At 68.8% G+C, this 14,763-nt stretch carries 17 protein-coding genes; all 17 read right to left on the reverse strand.

Annotated features, from left to right (window positions below; translation table 11 throughout):
• Nucleotides 1–11: 11 nt before the first annotated feature.
• The 17 genes from AC0Z36_RS02975 to AC0Z36_RS03055 all read right to left on the reverse strand — a co-directional run bounded on the left by AC0Z36_RS02975 (nt 12) and on the right by AC0Z36_RS03055 (nt 14,723).
• Nucleotides 12–665: a hypothetical protein gene (locus AC0Z36_RS02975; protein WP_485461055.1), complete on the reverse strand. Its 654-nt coding sequence runs from the start codon at nt 663–665 to the stop codon at nt 12–14.
• A 47-nt stretch (nt 666–712) separates the two neighbouring features.
• On the reverse strand, nt 713–1,489 hold the full coding sequence (locus AC0Z36_RS02980; RefSeq protein WP_485461056.1) for a VG15 protein: 777 nt from the start codon (nt 1,487–1,489) through the stop codon (nt 713–715).
• Entirely contained in the window at nt 1,486–2,961 is a 1,476-nt protein-coding gene (locus tag AC0Z36_RS02985) for a phage portal protein (protein ID WP_485461057.1), read from the reverse strand. Before AC0Z36_RS02985 ends, AC0Z36_RS02980 begins: the two co-directional genes overlap by 4 nt.
• Nucleotides 2,962–2,984: 23 nt before the next feature.
• The gene (locus AC0Z36_RS02990; RefSeq protein ID WP_485461058.1) at nt 2,985–4,643 is read right to left on the reverse strand and encodes a terminase; all 1,659 of its coding nucleotides are present in this window, start codon (nt 4,641–4,643) and stop codon (nt 2,985–2,987) included.
• Nucleotides 4,643–5,095, reverse strand: coding sequence for a phage terminase small subunit (locus AC0Z36_RS02995; protein ID WP_485461059.1), 453 nt, complete (start codon nt 5,093–5,095; stop codon nt 4,643–4,645). Before AC0Z36_RS02995 ends, AC0Z36_RS02990 begins: the two co-directional genes overlap by 1 nt.
• Entirely contained in the window at nt 5,095–5,235 is a 141-nt protein-coding gene (locus tag AC0Z36_RS03000) for a hypothetical protein (RefSeq protein ID WP_485461060.1), read from the reverse strand. Before AC0Z36_RS03000 ends, AC0Z36_RS02995 begins: the two co-directional genes overlap by 1 nt.
• A gap of 47 nt (nt 5,236–5,282) precedes the next feature.
• Nucleotides 5,283–5,900, reverse strand: coding sequence for a DNA primase (locus AC0Z36_RS03005; protein WP_485461061.1), 618 nt, complete (start codon nt 5,898–5,900; stop codon nt 5,283–5,285).
• Nucleotides 5,901–6,609: 709 nt separating this feature from the next.
• Complete coding sequence (locus tag AC0Z36_RS03010) at nt 6,610–6,903, reverse strand: hypothetical protein (RefSeq protein WP_485461062.1); 294 nt, start codon at nt 6,901–6,903, stop codon at nt 6,610–6,612.
• A 15-nt stretch (nt 6,904–6,918) separates the two neighbouring features.
• Complete coding sequence (locus AC0Z36_RS03015) at nt 6,919–8,373, reverse strand: DUF4082 domain-containing protein (protein ID WP_485461063.1); 1,455 nt, start codon at nt 8,371–8,373, stop codon at nt 6,919–6,921.
• 30 nt (nt 8,374–8,403) lie between these two features.
• Nucleotides 8,404–8,922 carry a hypothetical protein gene (locus AC0Z36_RS03020; protein ID WP_485461064.1) on the reverse strand — a complete coding sequence of 173 codons (519 nt, stop codon included), beginning with the start codon at nt 8,920–8,922 and terminating at the stop codon, nt 8,404–8,406.
• Nucleotides 8,923–9,081: 159 nt separating this feature from the next.
• A complete protein-coding gene (locus AC0Z36_RS03025) occupies nt 9,082–9,348 on the reverse strand; it encodes a hypothetical protein (protein ID WP_485461065.1) in 267 nt (88 codons plus the stop codon).
• A gap of 446 nt (nt 9,349–9,794) precedes the next feature.
• Nucleotides 9,795–10,679, reverse strand: a complete 885-nt coding sequence (locus AC0Z36_RS03030) for a hypothetical protein (RefSeq protein WP_485461177.1) — start codon at nt 10,677–10,679, stop codon at nt 9,795–9,797.
• Nucleotides 10,571–10,945, reverse strand: coding sequence for a hypothetical protein (locus AC0Z36_RS03035; protein WP_485461066.1), 375 nt, complete (start codon nt 10,943–10,945; stop codon nt 10,571–10,573). Before AC0Z36_RS03035 ends, AC0Z36_RS03030 begins: the two co-directional genes overlap by 109 nt.
• A gap of 1 nt (nt 10,946) precedes the next feature.
• The gene (locus AC0Z36_RS03040) at nt 10,947–11,708 is read right to left on the reverse strand and encodes a hypothetical protein (RefSeq protein ID WP_485461067.1); all 762 of its coding nucleotides are present in this window, start codon (nt 11,706–11,708) and stop codon (nt 10,947–10,949) included.
• 179 nt (nt 11,709–11,887) lie between these two features.
• Nucleotides 11,888–12,136 carry a hypothetical protein gene (locus AC0Z36_RS03045; protein ID WP_485461068.1) on the reverse strand — a complete coding sequence of 83 codons (249 nt, stop codon included), beginning with the start codon at nt 12,134–12,136 and terminating at the stop codon, nt 11,888–11,890.
• A 125-nt stretch (nt 12,137–12,261) separates the two neighbouring features.
• On the reverse strand, nt 12,262–12,843 hold the full coding sequence (locus tag AC0Z36_RS03050) for a hypothetical protein (protein ID WP_485461069.1): 582 nt from the start codon (nt 12,841–12,843) through the stop codon (nt 12,262–12,264).
• Nucleotides 12,840–14,723: a DEAD/DEAH box helicase family protein gene (locus AC0Z36_RS03055; protein WP_485461070.1), complete on the reverse strand. Its 1,884-nt coding sequence runs from the start codon at nt 14,721–14,723 to the stop codon at nt 12,840–12,842. The genes AC0Z36_RS03050 and AC0Z36_RS03055 overlap by 4 nt, the downstream gene beginning before the upstream one ends.
• Nucleotides 14,724–14,763 lie beyond the last annotated feature (40 nt).

The following is a 14,763-nucleotide window of genomic DNA, read 5'->3' on the forward strand; positions in this document are numbered from 1 at the left end:
TTCTCCTTTGTCTAGGTCTTCTTGCCGTGCCGTTCGAGCCACAGCTCCCTGCCGGCGGACTCGGTGCCCGCGGCCTTGTCCGTCTTGGAGGAACTGCGGGCGCCCTGGCCCGGGGTCACATGCCGTCGGTCGTCTGCCGGAGCGGCGGGCGCGAACCCGGCGATCAGCGCGGACACCTTGTCGGCGTCCACCTCGCCCAGGTCGTCCGCGAGCGCGGACAGGTCCATGAGGTCGAGCGCGGCGGCGGGGACCGTCACCCGTTCCTGTGCGGCGGCGGCGAGAACGGCGTGGTGGGCGATCTTCGACCGGAACGTCACCGACGCCTCCGTACGGCCGGCCGTCTTCGCTTCCTCGACGGCCCGTTCCTGCTCGCTCAGGCCCTTCTGCCGCAGCTCCTCCAGCTCCCGCTGGGCAGCGGCGTTCGCCTTCGACTGGTCCTCGTGCTTCCGCGAGAGGCCCTTCCACTTCTCCGCCTCGGCCTGCCAGTCGGTGACCTTCGGGTCCGGGGGATTCGGTGGTTCAACGGGCTTCGGGACAACGGCCGGAAGTGTGCCGCCGCCGGGGTCCGCTTCGGCTCCGCCAGCGATCGGCAGGATCGGGCGGCCGTCGCGGCGGTAGCCGAGCACGTGGCCGGGAGCATGGCGAAGCAGGGTGGGGCGTGTCATGTGGGTCTCCCGTGTCGGGTGTGCCGTGCCCGTGTCGGGCGCGGAAGTCAGGGGGCGGCGATGTCCCCGGGGCCGGTGAAGGTCTGGCCGGCCCAGCCCAGGACCGGGCCGAGTTCGCCATGCTGATGAGTGATCAGCAGGGACCGGTAGTCCGGCTGCCGGCCGCCGCGGTCGACCTGGCGGCCGGCTGCGGCAACGGCGTCGTGCACGCGTTCCAGCAGGCCGGGGTCGATGATGTGGCCCGGGTCGTCGTGGCCGGTGATGGGCGCGACCGAGCAGTCGCAGGCCGGATGGATCGGCATCAGGTCCCGGCGGTGGTACCGCTGGGTGGATGCGATCAGGCACAGCGCACAGGAGTACGGGCCTTCCGGCACCCGGCGGTACCCGACGACGCGTTCGCCCTGCCCGGAGATCGCCATCTGCGAGGCGTGCGTCTTGGCGAGCTGCAGGTCCGTCGCGGCCAGGGTCTCCAGGCGTCGCTCCGCACTCTTCAGCGCGGCGTCGAACTCCTTGCCCGCTTTGAGGTCTGACCACAGCTGGATGTACGGCCGCTCGTACACCACCTCGGACGTGACACCGCGCAGATCCTCCGGCAGGCGCACACCCACCGGGTCCGCGCCGACCGTGTCCGCGATGTACCGGTCCGTCAGCGCAGCCATCTGCTGCTGAGCACCCCGGACCACCGGAACGATCTGCTCGACGAACGCCGAAGCGTCCGCCCGGTCCCATGACCTGCGTTGTCGGAACGCCCCGAGAACCGCCCGAAGGAAGTTCGTCCGAAGCTTCCCAGTCGCCGCGAGATACGCATCCAGCGGCGTCGTCACGGCACTACACCGACTGCGGCCGGCGGACCCTGCTGCTGCGCTGCCTTGCCCGCCAGAGCATCACGCGCAGCACCAGGCCCCGTCTGCACCGGCTGCAGTGACGCAGCACCCACCAGCATCTCCCCGGCCTGACCCGCGACGATCCGCTTGATCCGCTGCGGCGACTCACCCATCTCCTCAGCGACCACCTCGAGGGGATAGCCCATCGACCGTTTCTTGATCCCCGCATCAGCGATGACCGCAGGGTTCAGGGCCCGGGAGTCCTCCCAGCGGATCTCATGCGAAGCGAAGTCCCGTCCGCCTTCCCCCGCCACGACAGCGGCCAGGGACAGGACGTCCTCGAGCTGCTCGCCGAAGTGGGCCTGGTGCTCCTTGACCTTGGCGAGGTGGTGACCGTCGAGCGCCGTCACCGTGTCCGTACCGATGTTGATGAGCTGCGTGACCGCGTAGTACGTCGGCGTATCGGTGATCAGCAGCAGGTCGCGGACATCGGCCTCGTGCGCTTTCAGGTAGCCCAGAAGATCCGTCTGTGAGAACTCGCCGAAGTGCGCGTTCTCGCCCTCCGACACCCAGACCGAAGCGGGGTCCGGAACGAACGGGTTGCCGGTCGGAATCTTCGTCGGCACTTCGACCTCGAGGCCGGACTCCGGATCCGTCACCGTCGTCATGACCGTCTTGGTCTGGAACTTGTGACCCGTCACATACCGCTGACGAAACGCCGAATAGCGTGCGGCGGTCATCCGGTTCAGCACACCGAGGTTGATCCGCTGCTGTAGCGGGATCCCCCGGTGGAACTCCGGCAACGGATCCTCGCCCAGCTCCGGCCTGCACCAGAACGGCACGACCGGCACCCGCTCGAACCCGTGCGGGATGACCTCCCCGGGATCCCAGGACTTCACGGACGGGGCGAACCGGCGGGCCACCTGCGGCCGGCGGTACTCCACCCGCTCGACGGGCAGCGTCACCGTCGCGCGCGCTTCCTGCCGGACCTCGTCGTACCAGACCTTCAACGCCGCGAGCCGCTCACCGGTCGCCGGATCGACCTCGACGATGCACTCCCGAGGGTGCTCCGGCACGATCAGCGGCCGGCCGGGATGGTCAGGATGCTCACCAACGGACAGGTACGCCTCGCCGAGGGCGAGCGAAGTCCGGTACACCTGGCGCTGTTTCGAGTCCAGGTGGTTGACCTGCCACCAGCCCCACGCCGCATCGTCGGCGACACCCTGGGCGTCGGTGACCCCGATGGCGTTCAGGCGGAAGACCGAAGCGTCGACCACGGACGCCAGGAAGTTCGTCCGGGCCATCTTCTGGAAGTCCCGGTACGCCTGGATTGCTTTGACCGGCCCCTGCGGCAATGGGTGGTCGCCCGTGTACCAGTCCCACCACATGTCCAGGTCCCGGCGTCGGGCTGCCAGCTTCCGGGACAGTCGCAGCAGCCACCAGTCCGCGGAACCAGGGTGGGGATCAAGCACGGCGATCACCCCGTCTTTGGTTCTCAGAAAGTCCAGCCGAGCATTTCTTCCTGCTCCGCGAGCACGCCCTTGGCGACCGCGTCCAAGCGGGCCTGGAAGGCGAGCACCGCGGCGACGATGGCGTCGATCTTGCGGGGTGAGTCCGGATGTTCCTTCGCGATCTGGAGACCGGACTTCGACGTCCGCCGCCGTGCGTTGAGTGCGTGCCGGGCGAGGACGGACGAGCCGTCATGTGTCAGCTCCCGCTCGATCACCGCGGAGTGGAACTTCTCCAGGGCGCGGACGATCGTCAGTGACCGGCCGCCGGTCATCCACCACTCGATGGGATGGGTCGTCGTCGCCTTCACCTTCAGGCCCGCGCCCCACTTGGCCTCCCAGTCGGCGACGTGCCCCTCCCAGCGGGCGGGGTCCGCGAAGAACCCGACCACCGTGAACCGGTCGAAAGCCTCCTCGACGACCGCGAGCACCTGCGGTACCGGCACCGTCCAGTCCTGCCCGGCCGGCCCTTCCGGCTCCTCCCATACCCCGAGCTGGAACAGGTGCCCGTCCGACACCCGGCACGCCACCAGGGCCGTAGCGTCAGCCACACCCCGCGCACGCGACCGGGACCCGTCGAACCCCAGCGTGATCACGTCGCCGTCGGCGACGGTCTTGTCCGGAGCCGCGCAGCCCGACCACTCCGGCTGTGTCAGCCAGCTGTCGGACGCGTGCGTGATCTGGTTGAGGAAGTCCGCCCGCATCACCTGCGGGTCGTTCGACAGATCCCAGAAGTCCCCGGCGATCACCTCGATCGGTGACCACCCCGGAGCGCACGGCGGCCGGTGCAGTACGCAGCCGGCCGCGTCGTCCGACGAGTCCCCGTATGCGAACCGCAGCCCCGCGACCAGCGAGGCCCGGTCCGATACGTCGGTGTCCGCGGGGCCCTCGCGGTGGTCGTACAACAGCCCCTTGGTCTTGGCGCGGCCGTCCTTGATGGCCGCGGCGAACGCCGCCGTGGTCTCGGCGACGGAATCCTCGCCTGGGGTGAACGCGTTCGGCGACTCGATCGTCGAACCGCCCAGTTTCGTGGCGTTGTCCCGCATCCGCTGGGCGAGTTTCACACCGCCGTTGCTCTGCCGCCACTCTTCGGTCTGGTCGAGGATCGCGTGCACCGCACGGTTGCCTTTGATCGACGTCGCTGACGATGTCACCGGCTCGATCCGGCCCTTCGGTAGGGCGACGAACGAGTCCATCGGGTCCAGGCCCGGGTACTCGTCCACCACGGGGCCTTCGCGGAGCATCTCCAGAAGCGGTGACCACGAGTTCTGCGTCTGTTTCTCACTGACCGCCGCGACCTGCACCAGCGGCGTACGGACAGTAGACCAGGGCTTCCCGACCGGCTGCCCGGTCGCGTCCCACCCGTCGAAGAGCACCGGGCCGAGCGCCTCCGCGCAGGCGATCGAGGACAGGAACGGAGACTTGCCCCAGCCGCGAGGGCGGGAGATCACACCGCGCCGGATGACCCGCTTGCCCGTGTGCGGATCCAGCTCATAGAAGCGGAGGATGAACTCGGCCTGCTCCCGCGTGGGAACGAACGGCTCGTACTCTGCACGGTCCGGGGCCGCCAGCATCGCCGTGATCCAGTCCAGGACTTCGAAGCCCAGCGTCGGCAGCTCACCCGGCTCGGATGGCCGCCAGGGCATCAGTCGCCCGACGCAGCCGACGGCAGGACCCGCAGCGTTCCGTACCGCTCCCGAGAGGGAGCGGCCTCCGGGCGACGGGCGTCCTTCTCGTCCGCGTCGGCGAACGCCATCCGCAACCTCGCCCGGTCCTCCGGCGTCGCGCCGAACTTGGCGACCCTCAACCTGACTTCGGCTGCCAGAGTCCACGCGCCCTTGCTCCACATCGCGTGATGCATCAGCGCCGTGTCCAGCAGGAACACCCAGTCCGTCTCAATCATCACCTCGGCCTGCGGCGACCGCGCCCACATCTCCCACCACGCCACCGTCCGCGGATGCCACTCCTGCCCGTCGCCGAGGTCCGGAAGCCCAGGAGCCTCCGCACGCTCGAACCGCAGCAGGGTCTGGGGGGCCGGGTCCCGGTTTGTCCGGGCCCGCCGCGACGCCGGTTTAGGCGCCGGACCGCGGCCGGCCATCAGACACCGCCCTGAGGTCGGCCCGCCGCGAGGACCTGGCCGAGGATGACCAGCGCCTGCTGCTCGGTGAAGCCCTCATTCACCAGTGCGACGAACATCTGCCGCAGATCCGCGGCGGGCTCGGTAGGAAAGCCGGACATGGTGAAACCTCCCGTGTCGGGAACAGCGTCCCCGTGTCGGGAACGCTCTAGGTGATCAGTGAAGTGACCAGGCCGGACAGGTCGCCGAGAACCGCCGGAGCGGACCGGAACGGGCGGTGCGTCACCGTGACGTACCTGCCCGACGGGTAGATCTCGGCCTTGCCGCCACCCGCCGTGTTCACCACCCGGCCCGCGGCCATGTCGGCCCGGCCCCAGATGTGCAGACCGTGCCCGCTGGGAGAGATCTCGGTGTACGTACGGCCGGCCGCCTCCACGACCCGGGCCGCCCAGTCCGTGAGCACCACGCCCTCGAGGCAGTGGTCCAGGTCGATGCACACGATGCCGTCGCCGTCGAGGACGAAGCCCGGGCCGACACCCTCAGGTGACGCCGCGGCCTTCTCGTACGTCGTCCACGTCGCCCGGTCCGTCGAGGACGCCAGACCCTGCCCGTCCGCCCGCAGCGGGACCTTCCGCGCCGAATACCGCACCCACCGTGGTCTTGCGGTCAGTTCGGCGGGCAGGACGTAGACCGCCAGGACCGGAGCCGGATTCTGCTTCCGGGCGCGGTGAGCGGCGACCCTGCACGTCACATCGCAGTACCTCGCGGTGATCCTCGCCCGCGCCGGGAGGGGAGTGCCGCAGTGGTCGCAGAGTCGGGGTTCCACGAGTCCATTCTACTGCGAATGTCGGTAAAAATGCAGGTGTAAGCGTTACATTCGGTCGATTGAATGTGCGGCGATCTGCCGCAGCCCGCGCCTGTCAGCCCGGGATGGTGGTGATCGGCCGCCACGCGGACGCCTGGATACCGTCCCGGTCCATGATCCCCAGACCTGTAGCCGCCGCGAGCGGCAGCATTCCTACGGTCCTGGCGATCTCCCCGGGGGGAGATCATCCCCACCCCAACAAACATGTTGTTGGATCTTCATTGGATCTTGTTTCCCGCATGATCAAACCTCGAAAGTTGGACAGCTTCGATCATGGGAACTTCGTGATCCAGCCATCTCGAACAACCAGGTCGTTCATGATTGTCCGATCAAGCTCGGCGATCTCCTCTGACCTTGATCAGCACAGCCCCGGATGCCGCTCCGCCGATCTCCGCTCACTGACCGCAGGACCGCGTGCCGCAGCTGCCTCGCCCTGCGTCTTGGCCCGGTGATGCCAGGCGCACAGCAGCCACAGGTTGTGGTCACCGTGGTCATCGCCCGCCTGTCTGTGGTCTACGTCCTGCCCTGCCCTCCCGCATATCCCTGCTGGGCTTGGCCATTGGCACAGTCCTCGGTCCCGTGCCCTGATCTTCGGCACGGTCCTGCTCGACCAGCCTGGTGGCAGCCGGGCTCTGCGGTCGCTGCTCTCCCAGGCCATCGCACCTCCTGGTCAGTGGATGGTGACGGGTCCGGCTTCGAGGACGGGACGTTCGGGGTCGGCGGTGGTCCTGGCGTAGATCGTGTATGTCCCGGGTGTGAGCTGCACGGTTCCGCCGGGGCCGACCAGTATCCGTACGGCGGCGTCCCCGTCGGGCTCGGCTGCTGTCCACGTCGCGGCATCTGGGTGCAGCTCCTTCCCGTCGGCCACGAATGTGACTTCGGTCGGCAGGCTGCCCGCTCCGGCTCCGCCTTGGGTGAGCGGGATCTGTATGAACTCTCGGCTGCCTGGCTGGAGTTCGGGCACCGGTTTCCCCTTCGCTCAGATGCTGGCCGGTCCGGCGCGCCACCGGGTCTGTGGTGGTCCGGCGCGGAGTTGGTGGGCGGTGCGGGCCTGGTCTCCGTGTGTGGCTGTGTCGGTGACGCCCATCTGGTCGGTGACGGTGGCCTGGCGGTCCATGGTCACGGTGACGGCGTCTCCCGGGGTGAGGCTGTCGGTGATGGCGGGGTCGACTGGTCCAGGGGTCAGGATCGCTTGCGCGGTGTCGCCGAGGGCGTAGGTGTCGGCGGTATCGCGGACGGCGGCGAGGCGGAAGGCCGCAGCGTCCGCGAGGCTGGCGGGGTCGCCGGTTCCTCGGGTTCCGTCGGCTGCGGTGGTGGCCGCGTCGGTGAGCGACGCCTGGTCGCTGACGTCCTGGCTGACGGCCCCTGACGCCTGGGTGACGGCCTGGTCGGTGAGTGTGAGGGGATCGCCCTGGGTCCGTGCGAGCGCGGCCTGAGGGGCGACCGTGTCGGCTCCTGTGAGCGCGTCGTTGACGCCCCGGTCGTACGAGGTCGAAGCCGTCGTCTGGTCCGTCAGCGCGGCTGCGTCAGCGGCGAATCTGGCCGAGTCCACGGTGGTGCTTGCGGTGTCGGTGAGGGTCGCTCCGTCGACCGTCGGCCGGGCCGCGTCGAGGGTGCTGTTCGCGGTATCGGCCAGGGTCGCAGGGTCGGTTCCTGTGCGGGCTACGTCGAGGACGACGCCGGCCGCGTCGGTCAGGGCCGCTCCGTCAGCCGCTGCCCGAGTGGCCGCGAGGGCGGTGCCTGCCGCGTCTGCGAGCGCTGCCGTGTCAGCGGCTGCGCGGACTGCGTCGAGGCCACTGACGGGGCTGTCTATGAGGCTGACGGTCTCGGCTGGCGCTGCTGCCCGGGCAAGTGCCGCAGTGGCTGCGTCGGTCAGTCCGGCGGTGTCGGCGGCGGTGCCCGTCAGGCTGCCCGGGTTGGTGTCGCTGACGCTGACGTCCACCCAGTAGTTCGTCGACTGGAATGTCGACGTCGGGTAGGTCAGGGACGCGCCGCCGATGTACGAACATTGGCCGGTCGTCGCGGAAGCATTGTTGACGCCGGTCAGGATGCCGTTGGTGATGCCGGACGCTCCGGCTCCCGCTCCCGCCCAAAAAGTGTTGCTGGCACCGTACTTGCCGGTCGGGTGCAGGACGACCGCTTTGTACCTGGTCGTTGCTGCGAGCTGTACCGGGGTGGCGAGTGTGGCGGTCTGCCAGCCGGTGCCGACGTCGGTGAACGTGACCGTGGTTCCGGCGACCTGAAGCCCGGACGTGACGAGGTAGATCGCGCCGGTGTGGGTTCCGGCGTCCGCTGTTGAGGGCCGCCAGTACAGGAGTGCGGTGACCCAGCCGGTGGCCGACAGCTGGAACTCTGTGCCCAGGCTCACGGCTGTGGCATCCGGGTCGGATGAGCCGGGGCCGCTGGTGGCCGGCCATAGGCGGTACGTCGTCACCGCGTCCTCCTCCGGTTACCCGGGGATAGCTCAGGTGCCTTGGAGGTCGTTCGTCCAGGTCACGGTGAGGGTGTCCGAGGCGCCTTTGGATCCGATTCCGGCCAGGAGCGCGCGGGCGACGGTCGCCGCCGCAGTCGAGGTGGCGTCGGCGAGCGTGTCGTTCACGATGACGACTTCGGTGATCGGCGACGCAGTGGTCGCCTTCCCCGCAGCCCAGACCGCCTGCCAGGTGATCCGTCGTGCGGCCCCGTTGAGCGCAGACGTCGGGTAGCCGCCGTTGAGCGCCTGGTGACTGTTGGCGAGGTAGGTGACCAGGGCCGCACCCGCGCCCGTCTTCGCCGTGGCCGTCGAACCGCCACCGAGTTTCATGCCGGTGACCTGCGCGGGCGGTGATCCGATCCCGGCAGCCCGTTCCGCGTAGTACTGGTCACCGGTCTGGGTGATCAGATTGTGGGTGGAGCCCTGGCGGATCACGGTGCCGTCGGGGGCGGTGAGCCGCCATTCGACTCGGCCGCGCAGGGCGACCGGGGAGGACGGGACGTCGGGCATGGGGTCACCTCGGGTGGTGTCGGCGGTGTGTGTCCGTCGGCTACGGCCTGCCAGTAGGCGGTCCAGACGGCGGTGCGGGTGGCGGGGGCGGGAGTCGAACCGGCACCGAAACACGGGGTTGAATCCGCTGCTACCTGATTGAGCGACCCCGCCCAGGGGCTACGCGGCCTGCTTCGCCCGAAGCTGCGCAGCCGCCAGGAACACATTCCGGCGCAGCGGAGCCCTGCCCCGCGTTGCGTGCTCGGCTGCGGCCAGATCAGCCAGACGGTAGATCTTCCGGCCGTCCGGCAGCGGATACCGCCCCACCGGCACGATCCGGCACCGGTGCACCCACTGACGCACCGTTGCCTTGCCGACGCCGACACGGGCGGCGAACTCCGGGACGGTGGTGTAGTCAGCCGGGTCGACGTCGTCTACAGGCAGCACCGGGACCTCCGGGAACGCGAAAAGCCCCGCACCACGAGGTGGTTGCGGGGCTTGCTGATCGTCAGCGGGCGCATTACGCCTGCTGCATGGAGTGTGACGCCCGGACGATCACAGCGCAAGTGAGCACGCGCTCGGGGTGCGGGACCAGCCTCCGTGGGGTGTCCTGGAGGTATGGAGCATCCGCTGAGCAGCCTGGTAGACCGCGTGATCGCGGCTACGGGCTTATCCCAAGCCGAAGCGTTCGCCCTCGTGAGCGAAGCGTGGAGCGCGGGCGTCGCCGAAGGGGAACGCCGGATGCTCGCGGACCTCGCGGATGCCCAGCGGGAGGCGGCCGACCTGCGGAACGAACTCAAGGGGTTGCCGTAGCGACGGCCGACAGGGGACCGCCCCCGGCCTCGGGTGGGGTTCCAAGGCCGGGGGCGGCGTCTACGGGGAGTGCGTCAGGCTTACGCAGCCAATCGCAGGTCCGGTCCGAAGTACTTCGCGGACATGAACACGGCGTTGAACGTGCCGGGTCCGTGACGCTGGTCGAGCCAGACGCACAGCCTGCTGGTGTCACCGGAGATCACAGCGGTGAGGACCGTCGTGTGCAGGTCCTCGGCCTCAGCCCCGCCGAAGTCGTCCAGGAACACGGTGTACCGGACGTTCACGCCCGCCTGGTACCTCCCCAGGGAGGTGAGGTACGCGGCGGCCTCCGGCGGCGCGAGCGCCGCGGCACCGGTCAGCGCCTCGGTGTCCTGGGCGTCGAGCTGCCCGGTGACGTCCCGGAAGGCGAACCGGTCGACGCCCTCGGTGTACGCGATGCCGTGCAGGCGCGCGACCTGCCAGGCCAGGGAACGCGCCTGCCGGTCGCACGCGCCTTCCATGACCACGCCCAGGTTGCGGGTGCCGGCCGTTCCGGGCAGGTCGGGGGACGAGTAGCTGCGCCCGGTGTGGTGGCGGTAGTTGATGCCGTACCGGGTCCGCACGACCTTGCCGTCCCGCAGCTGGTAGCTGCGGTACGAGCCGTAGTGCAGGCAGTCGTGGGCGTAGGAGCGCAGTAGGTCCAGTACGGCCAGGCCGGGGACCGGGGGAAGGGCGGTGCCCAGGTCTCCGTAGCGGGTGATGAGGGCGCGCATCTGGAGGTGCCGGTATCCCTGACCGGGGTGGTGGAAGCCGCCGAAGGCCCCGGGCCTGACGGACCGTACGCCGACGAGCACGCGGTCCACAGGCAGCAGCCCGGTCAGGCCCAGGGCGGCGTAGCAGGGCCGCAGGAGGTCCAGCCCGTCAAAGAACGGACTGATGTCGACCGCGCTGTGCTGCCACCGGTGGAGGGTTTCGCACAGCGGCAGGAACGTGTGGTGCGGGTGCTGCTGGGTGAGGGTGTCGGCGGTGCGCACACCCGCATGTGCGCCGCGACGATCCGTGCCCGCTGCGAGGAGCCGCGGATGCCGCTGCCCGACGGCGGGTCGGGGACCTCGCGGAGGTAGGCGTGCAGTTCGTCGGCGGCGACGTCGAGTTCGGCGTGGAGTTGCCGGAAGGCTTTGCGGACGCGTTCGCAGTACTGACGGATGGCGACGTCCGTCGTCAGCTCGGGGTCCCCGAGGATGGTGGGCATGTCAGACCGCCTTCAGCTGGGACCGCTGCGGGTATCGGGCGAGGGTGGGGTCGGTGTCGCGGGCGGACTGGCGGGCGGTGACGCAGGTGCCGTGGGAGTGCGCGAGTCCGCGGCCTTGGAGCGTTTGGCGGATCTCGGTGAGGGACGGCTCGGCGCGCATCCGCCGGTACAGCCCGGCGACCGTATGAGCTGCTGTCCCCTCGGCGAGTTCCTCCGGGATCGGCCTGTCCCACAGGGCGGTTGACGGTGTGCTGACGGGTGTCGGCGGGGGTGTCAGTGGCTGCGGTGGTGCCGGGGTGGCCAGGGGTGCGGCGGGGGTCGGCACGGCGAGCAGGCGGGGTAGCGCTGACGGTCCGCTGACGGCGGTGATGACGGGCGTCAGCACTGTCTTGACGCCCTGGTCGCGCCCGAGGGCGTGGACGCGCCACATCACCAGCGGGGCGACGGCTGAGACCGCGACGACCAGGTAGACGCTGACGGCCAGCATCCCGGCGGTGACGAGGTGGGAGGCCGCGTTGACGCCGATCATCGCGAGGACGACGGCGGCGACGTCACGGCGGGCGCGCAGGGCACGGACGGCGTAGATGTCCAGGGCGGCGGGCAGGGCGCCGGCGACGGTGCGGTCGTAGCCGACCTGGCGGGCGAGCTGGTATTCGGCGGCGGCGGTGACGGTGATCGCCGCGGCGAGTGCGGCCCAGCAGAGGATGTCGAGACGGGGTGCTGACGGCTGGTGACGGCCGTCAGTAGGGTTCGCAGTAGCCATTCGTGATCTCCTGGATCCGATTGGTCAGGCGTCCGGCGTGAGCTGCGAACTCATGCCGGGCGCCGCTTTGTTGATGGGTGTCGGTCTGCGATTCCGACGCTGTCAGCGTACGCCGTACGGGCGTCAGTCTGTTGTCGATTGGGTGTCAATGGCCTTGATCACGTGGCGGGTTGGCGGTGTCAGCGTTGTGCGCGGCGGCGTTCGACTCCGGTGTAGTCCTCGCCGTCGATCTGCTGGATGGTGGCGGCCGGGACGCGCATGACGAGGATGTCGGGTTGGCCAGCGGTCCATCCGTCGTATTCGACGACCGCCCACCAGGTTCCGTCGGGCGTGCGTTGCCACCAGCGCAGGCGGGCGTCGAGGATGCCGCCGCCGGGTTGGGTGACCCGGATGCGCGGCCGGTGCTCCTGGTCACTGCGCGTGTCCATTTGGCCATGGTGGCGCGCGGGTAGGCGGGATGTCCGCGAGTTCCCGGATCACGGGCTGCTCGACAGTGCCGGTGCGGGGTGACCGAGTCCATCGAGCGGACGTCGGCGGTTTCAGCAGACAGCCGTCACAATGATTGATCATCCGTCAAAAATTGGATGAGGCGGGCGATTTCCACAGCCGGGAACTGCTTGCGCAAGGAAGCAGCTGCTGACGCCGGGTTGTCAACGGGGATAGTGACGGTCTTCCGCCGGAATCCGCCTTTGATCATTGCGGCGTGAGCGGAGATGCGGCCGGCGAGGACTTCGGCGTGGAGCTCGGGTGCGTCTTTGCGAAGGCGGCGGAGAGCTTGCTCCTTGCTCGTTCCGGTGGGCCTAACCTCGTTGATGTTATCAACAAGGTCTGTTCTGGTGCCTGCTCTCCCGAGCAGTGCCTGATCCAACAGATCGACCGCTTCCGGGTCTGCAGACACGATCCGTTTGACCAGACTGACCGAAGCGCCCAAGCCCGCCGACGGCGCGGTACTGACGAAGTCGACGAACCGCTCGTACCGCACCACTTCGCCGCGCGGCGTCACGAATTCCCGCCACGCTTCCTCCTGAAGCAGCCGCTTCAACAGGGCGGGCACATCTTCCAGAGCATTCCCGCCCCGCCGCAGCGAGGACCCCAACGCCTCGACCAGGACCGCGTTGGCCTTGGCTTCACTCACCGGTACCCCCGCAACTGCTCCTCGACCAGGTCGAGTCGCCGCTGCAACGTCTCCAGAGTGGCCTGGGAAATGCTGCTCTCCCCACACATCCGGTTCAGCTCACTGTGGATGTGCGAGTGCGGAGTATTGGTCAGCCGTTGGAGCTGCCCGACCATCCGCTTCAGGCTGAGACGCAGGTCCTTCTTCTGCTCGGTGAGGGTCTTGTCCACCACAGTGGCGACTGGTGCCGTCGGCATTTCCACCGTGCCGACCTTCTTGCCGCCGCTGACCATCCGGAACGCCTGCGCGAGCTGCGCCAGGGAAACGCTGCTGGGTATCCCCGTTTGTTCCGCGATGTTCTTTGCCTGAAGAAGCTCCTCCTCGGTGTACGACTCCCCGCCGTACACCGTGGAGTGGTACATCGCCTCGGAGGAGTCGATCGGCTGCACCAGATCCAGCTGGAGAAACCCCTGCCCGCCGGCGCCGGCACGTCCTTCCCGGACGTCGTCGACCTGCTTCTTCAACACCGCGTCCACGGTCCGCTCGATCTCCTGCGCAAACCCGAGTAGAGGCTGCACCGAGGGGATGAACAAGGTTGCCGTCGTCTCGTCCTCCGGACCTCGGACCCGGACGAACCGGCCGACAACCTGTCGGAAGAACATCGGCGTCCGAGTGCGGGAGGCGTAGACACCGACCGCCAGACGCGGGATATCCACGCCTTCGGACACCATGTTGACGGCGACGATCCACTTCGACGCATCCCGGGAGAAGCGGTCGATGTTGGCCGACGCCTCGGGCTCATCGGAAATCGCCAGCGTGACCCGCTGGCCGGTGTGCTGTTCCAGGAGCGCGGCGTACTCCCGTGCTTTGTACTGGTCGGACGCGATGACCAGGCCGCCGGCGTCGGGGACTTCCTCACGTAGACGGGTCAGTTCCTCGTCGGCACGCTGGAGGACGGACCGGATCCACTGCCCTTTGGGATCCAACGCGGACCTCAGCGCGTTGACCAAAGTGGTTTCGTCGGTGTCGGCCAGGTCGGTGGACATGATGGTGCCCGCGTCACGCCAGCGGACATTTCCGTCGAGGGCGGGAAACGCGATCGGCCGGACGACGTTCCTGTCCGCCAGGGCGGTTCCGTAGTCGTAGTTGTAAGTGGGGGTACAGCGCCCGCCGGAGTCGTACTCGACGAAGGGGATCGGCTGGCCGTCAGTGCGGAACGGGGTGCCGGACAGCAGGATGCGTCGGGTGGCACGGGAGAACGCCTGGGTCAGCGCGAGGCCCCAGGAGAGGTGCTCGGCCTCTCCGGCGTGATGGATCTCGTCGAGGATGACCAGAGTCCGGGCGCCGGAAGCAAGTTTCGCCCACAGTAGAGGTGTGGTGGCGACGGTCTGGTAGGTGGCGACCACCCCGTCGTAGTCGCGGGCGACGGTCGCATCACCGTTGACGAAGGTGTAGTCGAGCTTCAGCCCCAGCTTGCTCGCGGCTTTGGCCCACTGCCCTCGCAGGTGTTTGCTGGGAACGATGACGATGACGCGCTGGACGTCTCCGCGGTCGATGAGTTTCTGCGCGGCGACGAGCGCGAAGGTGGTCTTACCTGCGCCGGGGGTGGCGACGGCAAGGTAGTCCTTGTTGTCTCGCAGGAGCCTGTCGAGCGCTTCATTCTGCCACGGCCGCAGTTCCATCCAGGTAGCTCCTTTGCTGAGGTTGCACGCGGGGCAGAGAGCCTGCCCGTTGACGACGTCGGTGGCTCCGTCGGCGGACCACGGAATCATGTGGTCGGCGTGCCAGCCCGGGGCGAGTTCGTTGCCACAACGGGCGCAGTGGCCGTCGGCGGCGAGGTAGAGGGCGACGCGTTCGCGACTGTTGAAGCGGCGGCGTTCGGGTTGCTGAGCATCCGTCAAGGAGGCTCCCAGTGCGTTGATGTTGCGAGCGTACGGGACG

Source organism: Kitasatospora sp. UYEF31, assembly GCF_057291755.1.